Genomic DNA, 19,034 nt, shown 5'->3' with positions numbered 1-19,034 from the left:
TTGCCATACCCGGGACGGTCCTGGGATCATGGCGGGAACGGAGGGGAGTACTCCCCAATCGGACGGGTCGTCATCACGGAACCGCACCAGGCTCCCGGCCCCCCAGCCTGATCTGCGGTTTCAGGTGGAAGAGACCTCCGGCGATTGTGAGCGCCTTGACAACGCCGGAGGAGTCCTGCCCATGCACGTCAGCCTTGCCGCCTGGATCGCGACGATCGCCGTACTGGCGCTGGCCGTCGCCGCCGACCTCTGGCACGGCATGCGCGACCCGCACCCGATCAGGACCCGTGAGGCCGCCATCTGGGTGAGCGGGATCGTCCTGGCGACCGTGGTCTTCGGCGCCGGCCTCTGGTACGTCACCGGGCACCGCTACGGCAGCGAGTTCTTCGCCGGCTGGATCACCGAGTACAGCCTCAGCGTCGACAACCTGTTCGTGTTCGTCATCATCCTGGCCCGGTTCAAGGTGCCGCGCGCCTACCAGTCCCAGGTGCTGCTCTGGGGCGTGATCATGGCGCTGGTGCTGCGCGGCGGGTTCATCGCCGCGGGCAGCGCGATCATCAGCAAGTTCAGCTGGGTCTTCTACATCTTCGGCGCGTTCCTGATCTACACCGCGGTCAACCTGGCCACCGGTCACGGCGGCGACGACGACTTCAAGGAGAACCGCCTGCTCAAGCGGGTCAAGAAGGCGGTCAAGACCACCGACGACTACGACGGCGCCCGGCTGGTCACGCACGTCGGCGGGCGCCGCCGCTTCACGCCGATGCTGATCGTCATGGTCGCCATCGGCTCCACCGACCTGCTGTTCGCGCTGGACTCGATCCCGGCGATCTTCGGGCTCACCAAGGAGCCGTACATCGTCTTCACCGCCAACGCCTTCGCGCTGCTCGGGCTGCGGCAGCTGTACTTCCTGCTCGGCGCGCTGATGGACCGGCTGGTGCACCTGTCGTACGGACTGTCGGTGATCCTGGGCTTCATCGGGCTGAAGATGCTGTTCGAGGCGCTGCACAGCTCCGGCGTCGAGCACATCGGGCCGATCACCATCCCGACCATCGGCATCGCCGCCTCGCTGAGCGTCATCATCGGGGTGCTGGCGATCACCACGGTCACCAGCCTGTGGAGCACGCGGCGGCAGGCGAAGGGCGGCGACGGGGCCGCGGTGACCGGGACGGCGGGGACGGCTGCGACGACCAAGACGGCTGACACGACCGGGACGACCGGGACGACCAAGACCACCGGTGCGGTCGGCGCGACCGCCACCGAGCCCGTGAGCCCGGCCCGGAAGAAGGACTGACCCCGGCTGGGCGCCCCCTTCGCGGGCGCCGGCGAAATGTGGCATGCTGCCGCCGCGCATTCGTCAGCGTCCTGAAACCGACCCAGGGGGGTTCGTGAACGGGTTCTTCAAGTTCGTGGTCCGCGGCAACGTCATCGGCCTGGCGGTCGGCGTCGTGATCGGGGCCGCGTTCTCCACCATGGTCACCGCCTTCACCGGTGCGTTCCTGACGCCGCTGATCGGCTGGGCCACCGGCAGCATCGGCGACTACACCAAGAAGACCTTCGCCCTCGGCAAGACCTCGTTCCCCTACGGGCAGTTCCTGAACGCCGCCATCTCCTTCGTGCTGACCGCCGCCACGCTGTACTTCCTGATCGTGCTGCCGGTGAACAAGATCGCCGAGGAACTGAACCCGCACCACGACCTGGCCCGCTCGAAGCGGCCGTGCCCGGACTGCCTGCAGCAGATCCCGGCCCGCGCGCGGCGGTGCAGCTTCTGCACCTCGCACGTCGACCCGATCTCCGACGAGGACTCCGCGGTGCTCATCGAGCAGCTGCCCGGCGAGATCGAGCTGGAGACGCCGCTGCCGCGGATGAGGCCGGCGGCCGAAGGGGCCGGCGTCGCCGCCGGGGAGGGGGAGGCGGCGGCCGCCGAGGTGAAGCTGACCGAAGTGAAGACGGCTGGAGCGGCGGCCGGCGCGGAGTGAGGGTGCCGGCCTGAGGCCGGCGGGCTGAGCGGCGCGGCCACGAGCGCCGGGCGAGCGCAGCGGCCGTGACGCGTGACGCGGCGGCCGTGACGCGGCGGCCGGAGGGCAGGCCCGGAGCGCGGCGCGCCGGCCGGGTCTGTCAGCCCTCGTACTGACAGAGCTCGATCAACGTGCCCTCCGGCGCGCGCAGATGCGCCACCCGCAGGTTCCACGCCGCCATGTCCCGGGGCTCGGCCACCGTCGCCGCGCCCCGCTTCTCCGCTTCGGCGTAGGCCGCGTCGACGTCCGGAACCCGCAGCACCAGCACCAGATGGTCCTCGCTGCCCCGTGCGGCGTGCGGGGCTCCGATCGCCCCCTCCATGATCGAGCGCTCGAACAGGGCGACGTCGGCCGTGCCCACGGTGAACCCGACGTAAGGCCCCGTCGAAGGATCACGGCCCAGGTCCTCGTCCTTCGGGCGCAGCCCGAGCACTTCGGTGTAGAACGCGAAACTGGCGGCGAAATCGTCGGTGAGCAGGCGAAGCTCGGCGAAGGTCGGAGTCATCTCCTTAAGTTAGCGATCACACTAGGGTCGCGTCATGAGTTTGTTACTCGGGCCGCTGTTCGTCCTGTCCACGGTCGTCTCGGTCGCGATCCTCGCCTCGATCATGCGGCGGCTGCTGGGGGTCCACTTCTCGTTCACCCGGCTGGTGATAGCCGCCTGCATAGCCTGGGGCGCCTCGACGCCGATCATGCTCGCCGTGCTGGGCCCGAGGCAGCCCGACGGCACGCTGCGCGACGCCGGCAAGCCCGCGCTGCTCGTGCTGGCGCTGCTGATCATGCTGCTGCCGTCGATGGTGTTCCTCGTCGTGGCCGAGGCGCTGGCGCCGAGCGGGAGCCTGCCGACGCCCCTGGAGTGGATCAGAGGGCTGCGGAGCCGGATCGCGCGCTCGCGGCGCTACTGGCGGTTCACGATGATCCTGATCCGCCACGGCCTGGGCCCGTACCTGCGCGGCCGCCGCCCGCACGCCGACGTCGGCCGGTCGCTGCGCGAGGCGCTGAACGAGGGCGGGCTGACGTTCATCAAGTTCGGCCAGATCCTCTCCACCCGGCGCGATCTGCTGCCCGCGGAGGTGATCGAGGAGCTCTCGGCGCTCCAGCATCAGGCCGCTTACGTGCCGTGGCCCCAGATCGAGGCGGTGCTGGTCGCGGAGTACGGAGACATCGACAGTGTCTTCGCGCGCTTCGACCGGGAGCCGATGGCCGCGGCGTCGGTCGCGCAGGTGCACGCGGCCCGGCTCGTCACGGGCGAGGACGTCGTGGTGAAGGTGCGCCGGCCGGGAGTCACGACGCAGGTCTCGCGCGACCTGGACATCATCCGGCGGCTGGCCCGCACGCTGGAACAGCGCACCGGCTGGGCCCGTTCGCTCGGCACGGTGGCGCTGGCGGAGGGGTTCGCGGGCGCACTGCGGGAGGAGCTCGACTTCCGGATCGAGGCCCGCAATCTGGCGGCCGTGGCGGAGACCCGGGTCGAGGGCGTGGCGGTGCCGCGGGCCCATGGCGAGTACTCCTCGGAGCGGGTGCTGGTGATGGAGCGGTTCGACGGCACGCCGCTGCGGCAGGCCGTCCCGCACCTCGCCGAGCGCGGGATCGCGCGACGCGAACTGGCCGAGCGGCTGCTGGACTATCTGCTGCGGCAGGTCATGGTGGACGGCGTCTTCCACGCCGACCCGCATCCGGGCAACATCCTGCTGCTGGCCGACGGGCGGCTCGGGATGCTCGACTTCGGCTCGGTCGGCCGGCTGGACTCCTCGCTGCGCGCGGCGATGCAGCGGTTGCTGGGGGCCGTCGACTCCGGCGACCCGCTGTATCTGTGCGACGCGGTGCTGGAGGTGATGACGGCGCCGGAGGACGTCGACGAGGCCGTGCTGGAACGCGATCTGGGCCGGTTCACGGCGCGGTATCTGCGCGGCGGGTCGGGGTTCGACGTCGCGATGTTCACCGACCTGTTCCGGATCGTCACCTCGCACGGGCTGGCGGTGCCGGCCGAGGTCGCGGCGGTGTTCCGGGCGCTGGGCACCTTGGAGGGCACGCTGACCGAGCTGGCCCGGGACTTCGACATCGTCGCCGAGGCACGGCGGCTGGCCGGCGGGTACGTGCTGGAGCGGGCCACGCCGGAGGCGCTGAAGAAGGAGGCCGCGAGCGAGCTGGTGGCGCTGCTGCCGATGCTGCGGCGGCTGCCGCGGCGGGTGGACCGCGTGGTCGGGGCGTTGGAGAGCGGGAAGCTGAGCGTGAACGTGCGGCTGTTCGCCGACCGGCGGGACCGGGAGGTCGTGACGGGGCTCGTGCACCAGGCGCTGATCACGGTGCTCGCGGCGACGTCGGGGGTGATGGGTGTGCTGATGGTGGGGCGGGACAAGGGGCCGATGGTCGGGACGCAGGTGAGCCTGTACCAGTTCCTCGGGTACAGCTTCTTGGCGGTGGCGAGCGTGCTGGCGCTGCGGGTGCTGGTGGTGGTGTTCCGGCGGCCGGAGTCTTGAGGGCTATCAGCTCCCGTTTCCAGATCACTGACAGAAGATGTCAGTGACGTCCCGCGACACTGTCCGGTATGGAACTCCTCCGGGCCACGCGGCGGGCTGAGCGGTTGCTCGTCCCCGCCGCCTTCGTCACCGCTCTCGGCAACAACGTGCAGCTCATCGCGGGTGCGCTGCTGATGATCCGCTCCGACCGGACCATGTTCGCGGTCGGACTGCTGTTCATCGCGGTCGCGGTGCCGCAGGCGGTGCTCTCGCCGGTGTTCGGGCGGCTGGCCGACCGGTACGACCGGCGGCGGCTGTGGATCGCCTGCGACCTGGCGTCGGCGGTGCTGGCACTGGCGCTGCCGGTGTGGCTGGCGTCCGGCGGGGCGAAGGGGCCGGGCGTGTACACGGCGAACTTCGCGCTGGCGGTGGTGGCGGCGCTGTTCTTCCCGGTGAGCAACGCCCTGATCAAGGAGCGGGTGCGGCCCGGGCAGGTGCGGCGGTTCAACGCGAACTACGAGATGGCCACGCAGGCCGGGATGCTGTTGTCGGCGACCGTCGGGGGGCTGCTGGTGCAGCGGTTCGGCGCGGTGCCGTTGTTGGTGTTCAACGCCGGGACGTTCGTGGCGTCGGCGGGGCTGGTGACGGCGGTGGGGCGCCGGCCGGCGGGTGGGATCGGCGATGACGGTGCCGGCTCCGTACTCAGCCCCGTTTCCAGCCCCGTTTCCAGCCCCGTTTCCAGCTCCGTTTCTCACCCCGAATCGGAGAACCCCGCGCCTGCGCCGCACGCTGCCTCCCGGATCCCGCTCGCCCGGCTGATCGTGCTCTACGCGCAGGGCAGCGTGGTGGTGACCGTGTTCAACGCCCTGCTGCCGAAGCTGGTCATGGGGGAGTGGGGGCGCGGGGCGGGGGTGTTCGGCATCGCGGACGCGGCCGGGAGCCTGGGGTTCCTGGCGGCGACCGCGTTCTACAAGGTGGCCGGGCGGCGGTTCGGGGACCTGCCGATCGCGGTGTTCGGGTTCCTGGCGTGCAACGTGGCGCTGGTGCTGCAGCCGCTGTTCGGTCCGGTGGTGCTGGCCCTGGGAGTGGGGGTCGGGGCGTTCACGTTCGGCACCGCGCGGATCGCGTCACGGTCCCTGGTGATGACCAGCGTCGACGAGGCGCACGTGGGGCGGGCGTTCGGGCTGGCCAACGGCGGCGGGCTGGCGGCCACGGTGGTGGTGATGCTCGGGGTCTCGGTGCTGGTCGACCACACCGACAGCCGCTGGGGCTTCGCGGCGACGGCCGGCCTGAGCGCGGTCGCGGCGGTGGTGGCGGGAGTGCTGTTGCGCGGGCCGCTGTCCCACGCGGCACCGGCTCGGGCCGGGTGGTCACACCCCGCGCCGTCACGGCCCGGGCTGTCACATTCCGGCGACGGCGGACGTCAGAGCGGTGACCGTACCGGGATCCGTAGCAGGATGGTGAGCCATGACCGACGACGCCGAGCGGCTCGCGGAGTTCTTCCAGACCCAGCGCCCGCACCTGACTGCGGTGGCGTACCGGATGCTGGGCTCACTGGCTGAGGCGGATGACGCGGTGCAGGAGGCCTACCTGCGCCTGTGCCGCTCGGACGTCGCCGAGGTGGAAAACCTGGCCGGCTGGCTGACCACCGTCACCGGCCGCGTGTGCCTGGACGTCCTCCGCGCCCGCCGCAACCACGGCGAGGAAGGCCTGGAAGGCCCGGCCGGCGCCGAGGCGGCGGAGCACGCCGAGCGCGACGCCCACACCGACCCGGAGCTGGCGGCCGAGCTGTCGGACTCCCTCGGCATGGCGCTGCTGGTGGTGATGGACGCGCTGAGCCCGGCCGAACGCCTGGCCTTCGTCCTGCACGACCTGTTCGCGGTCCCCTTCGAGGAGATCGCCCCGATCGTCGGCAAGAACACCGCCGCGGTCCGCCAACTGGCCAGCCGCGCCCGCCGCCGGGTCCGGGGTCAGGGCGACGAGACCGACGCCGGCCGCGGCCGCCAGCGCGAGGTGGTCAGCGCGTTCCTGGCGGCGTCCCGGGAAGGCGACTTCGCCGGCCTGCTGCGTCTGCTGGACCCCGACGTGGTGCTGCGCGCGGATCTGACGGCCTCCGGCTACGGCGCGATGCCCGAGGTCCGGGGCGCCGGCGACGTCGCGGAGCAGTTCTCCGGACGCGCCCAGGCGGCGGAGCTGGCGTGGATCGACGGCGCGGCCGGGCTCAGGTGGGCGCCGGGCGGTCGGACGAAGGTCGTGTTCGACTTCACGGTGGTCGGGGGGCGGATCGTGGCGATCGAGATGTTGGCGGACGCGGGGTTGCTGGCGGCGATGGATGTGGAGGTCATGGCGGCGCGGTAGGTGGGTGGGCCGCGCTCCCGCACCAGGGCCGCGCTCCCGTGCAGAGCCGCGCATCCGCGCAAAGGCAGTGCCGCCGGGTCGCGGACCGCAGCCCGCCACGCGCCGCCGCCTACCGCCCCGAAGCCTGCGCCGTTCCCGGCTCCGCGTCCACAACCGTCGTGACCGCCTGGCCCGGGTGCCGGGCGTCGTGTTCGTCGGTGTCGGGCGGACAGTGGCTGATCAGCGACGCGCCCGAGACGCCGAGCAGGGTGATCGGCAGTGCGATCGCGAACACGGCGACCGTGAGGCTCAGGGCCCGTGCTCGGCCGGTGAGGGTCTGGTCCAGGCGGAGCAGGCGGCGTATGCGGCGCAGGGTCGGTGACGAGTCCATGCCGAGGGCGCTGTCGGGTGCCGGGCCGCCGGGGGATGTCAGGGCGGGGGGCAGCGCGGGGGCCGGCGTCGGGTCCAGCTCCGGGCTGTGGCTGGTGCCGATCACGGCCAGGGCGGCGGCCACGGTCGGAGCTCCGGTGTGGGCCACGGCGGCGTCGTCGGCGATCAGTTCGACGAGGCGGCGGGTTTCGCGTTCGGCGTAGGTCAGGAGGCGGACGTGGGGGACGGTGCGGCCGATGGCCGAGGCCATGGCGATGACCAGGTGGTGATGGCCGGAGACGTGGGCGCGTTCGTGGAGGAGGACCGCTTCGAGCTGGGGGGCGCTGAGGCGGGAGAGGGCGCCGGTGGTGATCACGATGTCGCCGGGCAGGCAGTAGCAGGCCGGGGCGGGGTGGTCCAGGACCAGGACGCCCAGGTGTTCGTCGCGGGTGGCCAGCATGCGCAGGACCTTGAGGTGCGCCCGTCGGCGGAACCGCGCGCGGCCGAACGTCATGAGCACGCAGTACAGGATCCGCAGCACCAGGGCTCCGGCGCCGACCAGGCCGACGTGGCCGAGCCAGGTCGCCACCGAGCTGTGTTCGCCGAGCGGCAGCGCGTCGGCGCAGCGGTCCAGGGCGGGGCTCAGCTCGGACAGGCCCTCGACCAGGGTCAGTGCCAGGGCCAGCCCGGCGCCGACGGACGCGGCCAGGAAGGAGCAGCTCAGGATCTGCAGCAATGCCACGGTCAGCCGCGGTGTGCGGTCGGCGGGCCAGAAGCGGTCCAGCAACACGGGCGCCACCAGGGCCACGGCCACCGCGTACGTGCCGAGGATCAGGGCCGCTATCACTGCGGGCTTTCCGCCGGGGGCTCGGGCTCCGGCGGGAAGATCTCCAGAGCCGCGCGCAGGGCCCGCGCCTCCTCGTCCGAGAGCTGCTCCAGGAAGTGCACGAACGCGACCGCCTGGTTGTCGCTGGTCGCCCAGGCGTCCCGCATCAGCCGCGCCGTGTACGACTCACGCGAGGCGACGGCCTCGTAGATGTACGCCCGCCCCTGCGGTTGCCGACGCAGCCAGCCCTTGCGGTGCAGCTTGTCCATCACCGTCATGACGGTGGTGTAGGCGAGGGCGCGGTCGGTGTTCAGGTCGTCGAGGATGTCCCGGACCAGCACCGGGCGGTTGCGCCGCCATATGCGGTCCATGACAGCGGCTTCGAGGTCTCCCAGTTGTCGCATCGCCACGCGCGCAAGCCTAATCCAGGCTGGTCGCTCCGGGAATCAATGGTTTGGGGAAACCGGGGCGACCGCCGACTCGGCGGGCGGTGCCGGCACCGGTCGAGGCCGGGGTTTCGGCTTCGGGTTCGGCTTCGCGTGCGCCTTCGCGTCGGTCGTGGCCGGGGGAGCCGGGGTGACCGCGGGCGGGGGTGCCGGGGCCGGCACGATGGCCGGCGGCGCCGGTGCGGCCGTCGGCGGTGCCGGCACCACCACGCTCCCGGCCACGTTCCCCGCCACCGACGTGTCGGCGCTCCGGTCCACCCGGTCCACCACCGGCGCGACCGGCGCCGCGCTCCGGCTCCCGATGATCCCGAACGTGGCGAGGATGACGCCGGTCAGCGTCATCCCCACGGACAGGGCGTAGTGGACCCGGCGCGCGGGCCGGACCCACGCGAGATACGACGCGTCGACGAGCATGCCGCCACGATCGCCGACGCCGGCCGCCGAACCACGCCGAACGGAGCCGAAGCACTGCGCGCCGCCGCGGGAGTCACCCGCGCGGCGCATTAGTACGACCTCACCCCTCTCACCCCTCCAGTGGCGGGATGTTGTGGTTGATCCGGAACATGTTCCCCGGATCGACCGCCCGCTTCACCGCCCGCAGCCGCTCCCAGTCCGCCGCCGAGTACGCCCGTGCCACCTCTTCCGGCGCCGTCGTGTCCGTCCCGAGCCAGTTCGGCAGCACGCCGCCGGTCAGGGCCGGCTCCAGCGACGCCAGCACCGCGCGGGCGTGCGTGGTCAGCGGCGGCACCAGGGAGGCGTCCGGCGCCAGGCCGAACACCATCACGATGTGCTCGGCGTCGCGGTGGCTGACGGCGCTGGGCCGCGCGGGGGTGCGGGCCAGCGCGCCGCCGAGGAGCCGGATGTTCAGGGCGAAGGGAGGCTGCTCGGCGTCCGGCCCGACCGCGGCGAGGATCCGCTTGAGCGCCTCGTCGTCGAGCGTCCGGAGCAGACCGCCGGCCTCGACGTAGAAACCGGGGTCGGTCGGATCGTCGTAGACCTCGCCGATCCGGCTGTGCGGCAGCGCGGTGACCGTGTCGAGGATCGGGCCGAGGGCCCGCAGCGGCGCGATGAGCCGCGCTCCCTCCTCCGCGTCGCCGGCGAAGCCGACCGTGACGAAGAACAGGTACTGCCCGCGGATCGGCTCCGGCAGCTGCGGCAGGTCCGGGAACCGGATCCACATCACCGCCGTGGCCATCGCCTCCGGCGCCGTGGCCGTCCAGTCGCGCCAGGCCTCGAACACCCGGTCGGAGTCCGCTCCGAGGTACGTGAGCCGCCCGCCGTACACCGTCTTGATCGGAAACAGGTCGATCTCCATCGAGACCACCACTCCGAAGTTGCTCTTCCCGCCCCGCACCGCCCAGAACAGCTCCGGCTCGGTGTCCGGATACACGTGCCGCAGCCGGCCGTCCGCGGTGACCAGGTCGAAGCCGCGCACGTGGTCGGCGGCGCAGCCGTGCGCGCGGCCGAGCACCGGCAGTCCGCCGCCGGTGTGGTAACCGACCGCGCTGACGTTCGGCGTGCTGCCGACCAGCGGGGCCAGACCGTGCTCGGCGGTCGCCGCCACGACGTCCGACCACAGGGCCCCGGCCTCGAACCGGGCCACCAGCGCGTCGGGGTAGACGCGCACGCCGCGCATCGCCCGGGTGCTGATCAGCACCGCGCCGTCGGCGGCCGCGCCGATGCCGTGGCCGGTGGCCTGCACGGCGACCGGACGCCCGGCGCCGGCCGCGTACCGGACCGCGGCCTGGACGTCGAGCTGGTTCTGCGCGCGCACGATGACCGAGGGCGTGTGCTCGACGCAGAGGTTGAACGTCGCCTTCTCCTCCTCGAACCCGGGCTGGCCCGGGAACAGGGTGCGGCCGGTCAGGCCGGCGGGCGACTCGGTGGCGGTCATGCTTCCTCCTGGGATCTCAAGTACCTCCCGGATCTTCGAGCCCGCAGATCAGCGCCCTCTTGACGCCCGATGAACAGGCAGGTGGCGCCTTGGCGCGGGGGTCGCGGGTTTGAGGACTATTTGAGATTTCCTGCACGCGCGGTATTGCCTTCGGGCACTGTGGGTGAGGACAATGACAGGACCCTGGTTAACCTGACTTACGAATAGCCGGGTTTTTTTCGTAGCGGGTGCGCGTGAGCGCTGTGAGGTGACAAGCGATGAGGCTTGTGGTGGCCGGTCGCAGGGATGACCGGCCGCAGCCGGCTTTGGACAACGCACTGCGGCTCGACGGGTTCGCGGTGCGCCGGTTGCGGGCCGACGACCTGCCGGGCATGGCGGCGTTCTCGCCGCACGCGGTGCTCATCGACCTCGGGCTGCTCGACGAGGAGTCGCTGGCGCTGTGCGAGCGCATCCGCCGGCGCACCGACGCCGCGCTGGTGGCGATCACCGCGCGCGCCGACCGCGGGCTGTGGATCGAGGGCCGGCGGCTGGGCGTGGACGACTTCGTGGTCAAACCGTACGGCCTGACCGAGCTGACGACCCGGATCCGGGCCGCGGTGCGGGCGCCGGCCGACCGTCCGGAGCATCTGGGCGTGGGACCGGTCGTCGTGGACGCGGACGAGCGGCGGGTGAACGTCCACGGCCAGCCGGTGGTGCTCACCCGCAAGGAGTTCGACCTGCTCCACCTGCTGGCCAGCACGCCGGGATCGGTGCTGTGCCGGGAGCTGATCCTGCGGAAGGTGTGGCACACGACCGAGAAGTCGGCGAACCGCACGCTGGAGGTGCACATAGCCACGCTGCGGGCGAAGCTCGGAGTGCCGGACCTGATCCGGACGGTGCGCGGGATCGGGTACGTGGCGGACGCGGAGCTGCCGCGGAGCGTGCGGGTGTGAGCGCCCGCTTACATCAGGTGCCTGACCGGCGCCGCAGCGGATCAGCTGCCTGACCGGGCCCGCAGCGTTCGATGGCGCGGTCGCGCGCATCGAACGGCTGCTCCAGCGCGGCCCGCAGTTCGGGGTCGTCCATGCCGTCGAGGCTAGCGCTCGACGGCCAGCCGCACCCCGAGCCCGATGAACAGCCCGCCGGTCGCCACGTCGATCCGCTTGCGGGCGGCGCGGCGGCGGGACAGCCAGCCGCCGATGCGGCCGGCCAGGACGCCGACGGTGCCGTCGACCAGGAACTCGAAGGCGATGAGGATCGCGCCGAGGACGGCGAACTGGACCGGGAGCCAGCCGAGCTTCGGGTTCACGAACTGCGGGAGGAAGGCGACGCTGAAGGTCACCATCTTCGGGTTCAGCAGGTTGGTCAGCAGGCCCCGGAGATACGCCTGCCTGCCCGAGACGGGCTCGGCCGTGCCGCCCGCCGTGAGGGAGCCGTCCTCGGCGCCGCGGTGCCGGATGGCCTGGACGCCGAGGTACACCAGGTAGGCGCCGCCGACGATGCGGAAGGTCGTGAACGCCACCGGGACCGCGGCGAAGAACGCGGACAGGCCGGCGGCCGCGACCGCCACGTGGACCACCTCGCTGGTGGCGATGCCGGTGGTGGCGAGCAGGCCGGCGCGGGGGCCGTTGCGCATGCCGACGCCCAGGACGAACAGCATGTCGGGCCCGGGGGCCAAGGCCGCCACGGCGGTGGTGAGCACGTACAGCATCAGCAGGTGCACGTCGATCGGCATGCTCATGATCCTGACACGCCGGGCCCGCGAACGGCTTACAGCTGCGCTCCGTCTCGTTCCTCGGGACGGTCCGGCCGGGCGGCCAGGGCGCGCGCCACGGAGCCGTCGTGGGCCGCCGCGCTGTCGTGCGCCACAGCGGCCCGGAGCTCGGCCCGCTGCTCGTACCAGCGCTTCAGCATCCCGGGGAGTTCGCTGCGGAGGAACTGGAACATCACGACCGACTCGGCCAGCCGGCGTCCGGCCGGGGTCTCCGGGCCGACGACGGAGACGCCCTCGGCCAGGCTGGACTCCCAGCGGGCCAGGACGGTGTCGCGGTGCAGGATCACCTCCTGCCACACCTCGTCCAGGACGCGGTAGCGGTCGCGCCGCGAGCCCGGGTCGCGTTCGCGGGTGACCAGGCCGACCTGGGACAGGTAGCGGATGGCGCCGGAGACCGCGGCCGGGGAGATGTCGAGCATCTCGGCGAGCTCCTGGGAGGTGAGGCGGCCGTCGTCCTCGGTGAGCAGGGCGGCGAAGACCCGGGACGGCATCCGCGGGATGCCGCTGTCGGTCAGCACGCTGGCGAAGCGCTCTATGTACGCCAGCAGCTGGGCCCGGTTCGGCTTGGGGGGTGCGTCCTTGCTCATGGACCCAATGTAGTCGGACCGCTCGCGTTTTCATAACATTCACAAAATTCTGAAAGTCGGAGTACGCTGGCCGGCATGACGACAGCGATCAGCGCGTCCGGTCTGGTGAAGACGTTCGGCCGGACCCGCGCGCTCGACGGCCTGGACCTGACCGTCGAGGAGGGCGAAGTCCTGGGCTTCCTGGGCCCCAACGGCGCCGGGAAGTCGACGACCATCCGGGTGCTGCTGGGCCTGATCCGCGCCGACTCCGGCACCGCGACGCTGCTCGGCGGCGATCCCTGGCGGGACCGGGTGGCGCTGCACAAGCGGCTCGCGTACGTCCCCGGCGACGTCACGCTGTGGCGCAACCTCTCCGGCGGCGAGGTCATCGACCTGCTGGGCGGCCTGCACGGCGGCGTGAACGCAGCACGGCGCGCCGACCTGTTGGAGCGCTTCGAGCTGGACCCGACCAAGAAGGGCGGCCAGTACTCCAAGGGCAACCGGCAGAAGGTGGCCCTGATCGCCGCCCTGGCCTCGGACGTCGAGCTGCTCGTCTTCGACGAGCCGACCTCCGGGCTGGACCCGCTGATGGAGGACGTGTTCCGGCAGTGCGTGGCCGAGGAGCGTGAGCGCGGCCGCACCATCCTGCTCTCCAGCCACATCCTGTCCGAGGTCGAGGCGCTGTGCGACCGCGTCGACATCATCCGGGCCGGCAAGACCGTGGAGACCGGCACGCTCTCCGAGCTGCGGCACCTGACGCGGACCACGGTCGAGGCCGAGCTGAGCGGGCCGGCACCGAGGATCGAGGCCCTGCCCGGCGTCCACGACCTGAAGGCGGACGGCACGAAGATCCACTGCCAGGTCGACACCGACCACCTGGACGGGCTGCTCAAGGCCCTGACCGCGATCGGGGTGCGGACGCTGGTGAGCCGGCCGCCGACGCTGGAGGAGCTGTTCCTGCGGCACTACGAGCCTGAAGGCGCGGAGCGGTGAAGGGTTTCGGAACAGGGTCCTCCGACCCGGAGCTGAAAACGGCGACGGGCGCACAATCGCAGGCCCCGAAGGTGATGACCGGGCGGAAGGGGTCCGGTCGCGCCGGCTCCGACGACGGCCTCAGGACCTTGATGAAGCTGGCGGCCCGCCGCGACCGCGTCATGCTGCCGATCTGGATCTACGCGCTGCTGGCGACCGTGGGCAGCACCGCGTACTCGCTGAAGAAGCTCTACCCGGCCCAGGCCGACCGCGACCAGCTCGCCACGAGCATCGCCTCCAACCCGTCGCTGCGAGCGCTCTACGGGCCGCTCTACGACACGCACAGCCTCGGCGCGCTCACCGCGTGGCGCGTGCTGGGCTTCGGCGGGCTGCTGATCGGGATCATGGTCATGCTCCTGGTCACCCGGCACACCCGCGCCGAGGAGGAGTCCGGGCGGCTGGAGCTGCTGGGCTCCGGGGCGGTCGGCCGCAACGCGCCGCTGACCGCGGCCCTCACCATCGCCTGCACCGCCTGCTTCGCGATCGGGCTGCTGGCCGCCGTGGTGATGATCGTGCTCGGGCAGGGCTGGGCCGGAGCGCTGGCGTTCGGGGGGTGCCTGTTCTCCGTCGGTGTCGCCATCGCCGGGGCGCAGGCGGTGGCCGTGCAGCTCACCGAGACGGGCCGGGGCGCCAACGGGATCGGTGCCCTGATCCTCGGCGTGGCGTACCTGCTGCGCACGGTCGGCGACGCGGCCGGGAGCAGCGGCGGCGCCGGGTGGGTGGCGTGGCTGTCGCCGTTCGGATGGATCGAGCGGGTGCACCCGTGGGCCGGGAACCGGTGGTGGGTCGTCGTGCTGCCGCTGGCCGCCGGGGCGGTCGCGGCCGCCGTCGGCTACCGGCTGCAGAGCGCACGGGACCTCGGGAGCGGGCTGCTGCCGCAGCGGCCGGGCCCGCCGGCCGCCGGGCCGGGACTGCGCGGCGTGTTCGGCGGCGTGATCGGTCTGGGACGGCGGTTGCAGCAGCCGGCGCTGTTCGGGTGGATGGCGGGGCTGCTGGCGTTCGGCGTCGTGATGGGCACCCTCGCCAAGGGCATCGACCAACTTCTCCAGGAAAACAAGCAGGTCGAGGACATCATCACGCGCTACGGCGGCGTACAGGGCCTGACCGACTCGTACCTGGCCACGTCTGTCAGCTTCCTGGGGATGGCCGCGGCGTTCTACGCGGTGCAGGCCGTACTGCGGCTGCGGAGCGAGGAGACTTCGGGACGCGCCGAGCCGGTGCTCGCGGCGTCCACCGGACGGCTCGCCTGGGCCGGCAGCCACCTGATCTACCCCGCGGTGGGCAGCCTTCTGGTGATGGCGTGCGCCGGCCTCGGCGTCGGGATCGGCGCGGGCGCCGTGCTCGGGGACTTCTGGGGCTGGGTCGGGCGGATGCTGCGCGCCGGCCTGGTCACGACGCCCGCGCTGTGGATCGTCGCAGCGGTCGGGGTGGCGCTGTTCGGACTGCTGCCGAAGTGGACGGCGGCCGCGTACGGGGTGCTCGGGGTGGTGGTGTTCATCGCGTATCTGGGACCGGCGATCAACGCCTCCCAGTGGGTGCTGGACCTGACGCCGTTCACGCACATCCCGAAGATCCCCGGCGGGGTGTTCCACTGGACGCCGCTGGTGTGGATGACCGCGGTCGCCGCGCTCCTGTCCGGGCTGGGGCTCGACGGGGTGCGACGGCGGGATCTGCTACCGTGAAGATATGAAGCGCGCCATGCAGACGACGACGCCGGACTCCGTCCCGGCGCGCTGAATCCTGAAGCGTTAACGAAGCCCCGGGGCGAGTGCCCCGGGGCTTCGTCGTTCTCCGGGACCCTCGCCCCACCTGATCTGGTGAATGGAGAGGTCCCATGAGCGAGAACCTGCGGAACCTGCGCGAGAACCCCCACGATCACCGCAAGCTCGGCCGCGAACTCGGCCTGTTCGACACCGATCCGCTGATGGGAGCCGGGCTTCCCTACTGGCTGCCGGACGGCGCGGTGGTGCGGCACACCATCGAGGAGTACATCCGGTCGGTTGAGAGTCGCGCCGGATATCAGCACGTGTACTCGCCGGTGCTCGGCAAACGCGAGCTGTACGAGATCTCCGGGCACTGGTCCCACTACAGCGACGACATGTTCCCGCCGATGGACCTCGGCGCGGAACAGGTCGTGATGAGGCCGAGCCTGTGCCCGCACCACGCGCTGATCTACCGCTCCCGCGCGCACAGCTACCGCGAGCTGCCGCTGCGGATGGCGGAGATCGGCGGGATGTACCGGTCGGAGCTGTCCGGAGTGCTCGGCGGGCTGACCCGGGTGCGGGCCATCACCCTGAACGACGCGCACATCTTCTGCACCCTGGAGCAGGTGGCGGACGAGGCGTCGGCCGCGCTCGCCCTGATCCAGGACGCGTACGAGGCGCTGGGGATCGAGGCGGCCCGGTTCCGGCTGTCGCTGCCCGGGCCGGGCGGGAAGTACATCGACAAGCCGGAGATGTGGGAGCGCGCCACCCGGATGCTGCGGGAGGTGCTGGACGCGTCCGGGCTCGACTACGTGGAGGCCGAGGGTGAGGCGGCGTTCTACGGGCCGAAGATCGACGTGCAGATCGCCGACCCGGCCGGGCGCGAGGCCACCTTGTCGACCGTGCAGATCGACTTCCACCAGCCGGAGCAGTTCGGCCTGGAGTACATCGGCGCGGACGGCGGCAAGCACCGGCCGGTGATGGTGCACCGCAGCATCGTGGGCAGCCTGGAGCGGGTCGTGGCGCACCTGATCGAGCAGCACGGCGGCGCGTTCCCGGCGTGGCTGGCGCCGGTGCAGGTGGCGGTCCTGCCGATCGGCGAGGACGAGGTCGAGGCGGCGCGCGCGTTCCACGAGCTCTGCGTCGGCCTCGGACTGCGCGCCGAGGTGGTGTATCCGGAGCGCGGGACCCTCGGGGCGCGGATCCGGGAGGTGCGGCTGGCGCCGTACCAGGCGGTGATCGGCGGCCGGGAGGCGGCGGCCGGCGCGGTCGCGCTCCGGCTGCGGGACGGGCGCAAGGTGGAGCCGATGGAAGTGGCCGAGGCGGGGAAGCGGATCGCGGAGCGCGTGGCGGCTCGGGGGAAGGAGCTGTGGGGGGAGTGAGGCGTTACGCCGCGAACAGTCCCGCCAACGCCTCCGGATCCGCGTCCATGATCGCGTTCGCGGCGATCAGCACCTGTTCGGGCAGCACGATCACCAACGAGGCCGGGTCGGCCCCCTCCGCGGCGAGCGCCGTCGCACGCCACAGGTCGGCGGAGGGGAGCACCCGGTGCGTGGTGAGGGTCAGGGCGGCACCGTCCCAGCCGAGGTAGCGGGCGCCGTCGACCCAGGGGAGGGCCCCTTCGTCGCCGAGCACGACCAGGTACTCGGGGTCGGCGACGGTGCGCAGGGCCGCGCCGTCGGCCAGGCTCAGGTGGGTGGCGGCGGCCAGGGCCGTCGCGACCGCGCCGACGCCCAGCACCGCCACCGCCGGGAGCGGGGGTTCGCGCCGGTGCCAGGACTCGACCGCGTGGTCGTCGGGGCGGCCGCCGGGCGGCCGTCGTATCTCGGAGATGGTCATCGGCTCGACACCGCCCCCGCCCTCGGATCGTTCACCGGAAAAGGATACGCACCTCCGGGGTGACGGGGAGATGTCCGACCGGCATGTGAGCATGGGCGCATGCTGCTGCGCATCGACGGACACGACCTGCCCGGGATGCCCGGCATCCGGGTCGCGGTGCAGGTGAAGGACAAACCGAAGGAGCTGCTCGACCCGCAGCGCGGCGATGCCGGCGCGGTCGCCTGGGAGCTGCCGGTCGAGCCGTTCACGACCGGGGACGGACTCCGCACCCTGCGGGGCCGCCACGTCCAGACCGGTATCGGCGGCCGCTTCGTGTACCTGTCGTGGGGCCGGACCGGCGAGGACGGTTCCGGCTTCGAGATGTTCCGCCGCTCCAAGCTGATGCTGTCGGGCATCCCCGAGGACGTGCTCGCGGCCGGTGTCGAGGCCGGCGTCCTGCGGGCCCGCGTCCGTTTGACCGACGCCGAGGGCCAGCCGGTCAGCGCGCGCCTGCTGCCGCCGGAGGTGGAGTGGTCCGCGGGCTGACCCCCGGCCATCACCGAACCTTCACCTCGGCTGTTACCAACCGGAGTACTAGACTCCCGGGGAAGTTCTGGCGGGCGGTGGGTTGGAGAACGGTGTGACGGACGAGCCGATCGAGTCGATACCCGGGTACAGCGACCTGACGTGCATCGGGATGGGCGGCTCCGGCATCGTCTACCGGGCCCGGCAGCGGGCCTTCGACCGGGACGTGGCGGTCAAGGTGCTGCGCGGCGACTTCGACGAGTCGGCCCGGCGCCGCTTCCTGCGCGAGGCCCGGCTCACCGGCCGGCTGACCGGCCACCCGAACGTGGTGACCGCGCTGGACGCCGGCACCACCGACAGCGGCAAGCCCTACCTGGCCATGGACCTGTTCGAGCGTGGCTCGCTGCAGGACCGGCTGACCGCCTCCGGCCCCTTCCCGGCCCCGGAGGCCGCGGTCATCGGCGCCAAGATCGCCGCCGCCCTGGCCGACGCCCACGAGCTGGGCATGGTGCACCGCGACGTGAAGCCGAACAACATCCTGGTCTCCCGCTTCGGCGAACCGGCACTCGCCGACTTCGGCGTGGCGGTGGTCCCGGACTCGGCGACGCTGGTGACCATGTTCCGCGCCTTCACCCCACACCACGCGGCACCCGAGGTGCTCGCCGGAGCGGACGCGACCGCACTGTCGGACGTCTACTCCCTGGGCTCGACGCTGTACCAGCTGCTCACCGGCTGGCCACCGTTCGCCGGCGACGACGGCGGCGCCCAACTGTCGGCGCTGATGTTCCGCATCGTGAACACCCCACCGCCACCTCTGGACTGCCCGGAGTTGCCGGACCTGGCCGAGATCGTGATGCGCACCCTGGCGAAGAACCCGGCCGAACGCCCCGAGTCCGCGGCGGCGATGGCCGCGGAACTGCGGCTGCTGGTCGGCGCCGGGGTGCGGCTGTCGACGACGTCGCTCACGATGCTACCCCTGACCAGCGCCGACCCGACGCACAAGGCGCAGGCCGAGGGCGCGGGCCCGGCTTTCGCGGGGGCGCCGGGGGTCGAGGCGGCCGGAGTCGGGCCGCATGGGACGGTGGAGGATTCGGGACCTGAGGAGGTCACGGTGCAAGGGGCGGGAGCGCAGGGCGGGTCCGAGGGACTCGATGGCCGAGGTACATCGGGTCCGAGGTATTCGCCGGACGCTGCGCATGGTCCCGGCTCCGCCCCGGCGGGTCCGCCGCCGACCGCGCCGCAAGGTCCTGGCTTCGGGTCCGCCGGTCCGTTGCAGGCCGCTTCGCACGAT

The 19,034-nt window shown here is 72.2% G+C and carries 19 protein-coding genes; 11 read left to right on the top strand and 8 right to left on the bottom strand.

Going from position 1 to position 19,034, the window contains the following annotated elements:
• Positions 1 to 181: 181 nt before the first annotated feature.
• Together ABD466_RS15310 and ABD466_RS15305 are read left to right on the top strand one after the other, a co-directional pair.
• Positions 182 to 1,291, top strand: coding sequence for a TerC family protein (locus ABD466_RS15310; protein ID WP_344657702.1), 1,110 nt, complete (start codon positions 182 to 184; stop codon positions 1,289 to 1,291).
• Positions 1,292 to 1,385: 94 nt separating this feature from the next.
• Positions 1,386 to 1,976 carry an MscL family protein gene (locus ABD466_RS15305; protein WP_344657701.1) on the top strand — a complete coding sequence of 197 codons (591 nt, stop codon included), beginning with the start codon at positions 1,386 to 1,388 and terminating at the stop codon, positions 1,974 to 1,976.
• A gap of 139 nt (positions 1,977 to 2,115) precedes the next feature.
• Here the strand turns inward: ABD466_RS15305 and ABD466_RS15300 are convergent, their stop codons facing one another.
• On the bottom strand, positions 2,116 to 2,520 hold the full coding sequence (locus ABD466_RS15300) for a VOC family protein (RefSeq protein WP_344657700.1): 405 nt from the start codon (positions 2,518 to 2,520) through the stop codon (positions 2,116 to 2,118).
• A 34-nt stretch (positions 2,521 to 2,554) separates the two neighbouring features.
• Here ABD466_RS15300 and ABD466_RS15295 point away from each other — a divergent pair, with 34 nt between their 5' ends.
• From ABD466_RS15295 to ABD466_RS15285, 3 genes are all read left to right on the top strand, one after another.
• Complete coding sequence (locus ABD466_RS15295; RefSeq protein WP_344657699.1) at positions 2,555 to 4,495, top strand: ABC1 kinase family protein; 1,941 nt, start codon at positions 2,555 to 2,557, stop codon at positions 4,493 to 4,495.
• Positions 4,496 to 4,563: 68 nt separating this feature from the next.
• Positions 4,564 to 6,036, top strand: coding sequence for an MFS transporter (locus ABD466_RS15290; RefSeq protein ID WP_344657698.1), 1,473 nt, complete (start codon positions 4,564 to 4,566; stop codon positions 6,034 to 6,036).
• Positions 5,942 to 6,832, top strand: a complete 891-nt coding sequence (locus ABD466_RS15285; RefSeq protein ID WP_344657697.1) for a sigma-70 family RNA polymerase sigma factor — start codon at positions 5,942 to 5,944, stop codon at positions 6,830 to 6,832. The genes ABD466_RS15290 and ABD466_RS15285 overlap by 95 nt, the downstream gene beginning before the upstream one ends.
• A 109-nt stretch (positions 6,833 to 6,941) precedes the next feature.
• On the opposite strand, the gene ABD466_RS15280 is transcribed toward ABD466_RS15285, so the two are convergent.
• The 4 genes from ABD466_RS15280 to ABD466_RS15265 are packed head-to-tail and all read right to left on the bottom strand — an operon-like array spanning position 6,942 to position 10,346.
• Positions 6,942 to 8,027 (bottom strand): M56 family metallopeptidase, encoded by a 1,086-nt coding sequence (locus tag ABD466_RS15280; RefSeq protein ID WP_344657696.1) that lies wholly within the window; start codon positions 8,025 to 8,027, stop codon positions 6,942 to 6,944.
• A complete protein-coding gene (locus ABD466_RS15275; protein WP_344657760.1) occupies positions 8,024 to 8,410 on the bottom strand; it encodes a BlaI/MecI/CopY family transcriptional regulator in 387 nt (128 codons plus the stop codon). The genes ABD466_RS15280 and ABD466_RS15275 overlap by 4 nt, the downstream gene beginning before the upstream one ends.
• Positions 8,411 to 8,452: 42 nt before the next feature.
• Positions 8,453 to 8,956 carry a hypothetical protein gene (locus tag ABD466_RS15270; protein ID WP_344657695.1) on the bottom strand — a complete coding sequence of 168 codons (504 nt, stop codon included), beginning with the start codon at positions 8,954 to 8,956 and terminating at the stop codon, positions 8,453 to 8,455.
• A gap of 19 nt (positions 8,957 to 8,975) precedes the next feature.
• On the bottom strand, positions 8,976 to 10,346 hold the full coding sequence (locus tag ABD466_RS15265; RefSeq protein ID WP_344657694.1) for an FAD-binding oxidoreductase: 1,371 nt from the start codon (positions 10,344 to 10,346) through the stop codon (positions 8,976 to 8,978).
• 257 nt (positions 10,347 to 10,603) lie between these two features.
• Between ABD466_RS15265 and ABD466_RS15260 the strand changes: the two genes are divergently transcribed.
• Complete coding sequence (locus tag ABD466_RS15260) at positions 10,604 to 11,278, top strand: response regulator transcription factor (protein ID WP_344657693.1); 675 nt, start codon at positions 10,604 to 10,606, stop codon at positions 11,276 to 11,278.
• A 143-nt stretch (positions 11,279 to 11,421) separates the two neighbouring features.
• Here the strand turns inward: ABD466_RS15260 and ABD466_RS15255 are convergent, their stop codons facing one another.
• Both ABD466_RS15255 and ABD466_RS15250 read right to left on the bottom strand, forming a co-directional pair.
• The gene (locus ABD466_RS15255; RefSeq protein ID WP_344657692.1) at positions 11,422 to 12,060 is read right to left on the bottom strand and encodes a LysE family translocator; all 639 of its coding nucleotides are present in this window, start codon (positions 12,058 to 12,060) and stop codon (positions 11,422 to 11,424) included.
• A 35-nt stretch (positions 12,061 to 12,095) separates the two neighbouring features.
• Complete coding sequence (locus ABD466_RS15250; protein WP_344657691.1) at positions 12,096 to 12,686, bottom strand: GbsR/MarR family transcriptional regulator; 591 nt, start codon at positions 12,684 to 12,686, stop codon at positions 12,096 to 12,098.
• A 75-nt stretch (positions 12,687 to 12,761) separates the two neighbouring features.
• Between ABD466_RS15250 and ABD466_RS15245 the strand changes: the two genes are divergently transcribed.
• The 3 genes from ABD466_RS15245 (at position 12,762) to thrS (ending at position 16,782) form a co-directional block, all read left to right on the top strand.
• A complete protein-coding gene (locus tag ABD466_RS15245; protein ID WP_344657690.1) occupies positions 12,762 to 13,658 on the top strand; it encodes an ABC transporter ATP-binding protein in 897 nt (298 codons plus the stop codon).
• A gap of 74 nt (positions 13,659 to 13,732) precedes the next feature.
• Positions 13,733 to 15,379: an ABC transporter permease gene (locus tag ABD466_RS15240; RefSeq protein WP_344657689.1), complete on the top strand. Its 1,647-nt coding sequence runs from the start codon at positions 13,733 to 13,735 to the stop codon at positions 15,377 to 15,379.
• A 152-nt stretch (positions 15,380 to 15,531) separates the two neighbouring features.
• Positions 15,532 to 16,782, top strand: a complete 1,251-nt coding sequence (gene thrS / locus ABD466_RS15235; RefSeq protein ID WP_344657688.1) for a threonine--tRNA ligase — start codon at positions 15,532 to 15,534, stop codon at positions 16,780 to 16,782.
• A 4-nt stretch (positions 16,783 to 16,786) separates the two neighbouring features.
• On the opposite strand, the gene ABD466_RS15230 is transcribed toward thrS, so the two are convergent.
• A complete protein-coding gene (locus ABD466_RS15230) occupies positions 16,787 to 17,239 on the bottom strand; it encodes a bpX5 domain-containing protein (protein ID WP_344657687.1) in 453 nt (150 codons plus the stop codon).
• 99 nt (positions 17,240 to 17,338) lie between these two features.
• On the opposite strand from ABD466_RS15230, the gene ABD466_RS15225 reads away from it, so the two are divergent.
• Both ABD466_RS15225 and ABD466_RS15220 read left to right on the top strand, forming a co-directional pair.
• Positions 17,339 to 17,764: a DUF5990 family protein gene (locus ABD466_RS15225; protein ID WP_344657686.1), complete on the top strand. Its 426-nt coding sequence runs from the start codon at positions 17,339 to 17,341 to the stop codon at positions 17,762 to 17,764.
• A gap of 94 nt (positions 17,765 to 17,858) precedes the next feature.
• Positions 17,859 to 19,034 (top strand): serine/threonine-protein kinase (locus tag ABD466_RS15220; RefSeq protein ID WP_344657685.1); only part of this gene is annotated, 1,176 nt, incomplete at its 3' end.

This window comes from Catenulispora subtropica, assembly GCF_039531675.1.
GTDB classification, from domain to species: domain Bacteria; phylum Actinomycetota; class Actinomycetes; order Streptomycetales; family Catenulisporaceae; genus Catenulispora; species Catenulispora subtropica.
Note: the sequence above shows the minus strand (reverse complement) of the source record. Positions and strands in the feature narration are given on the sequence as shown.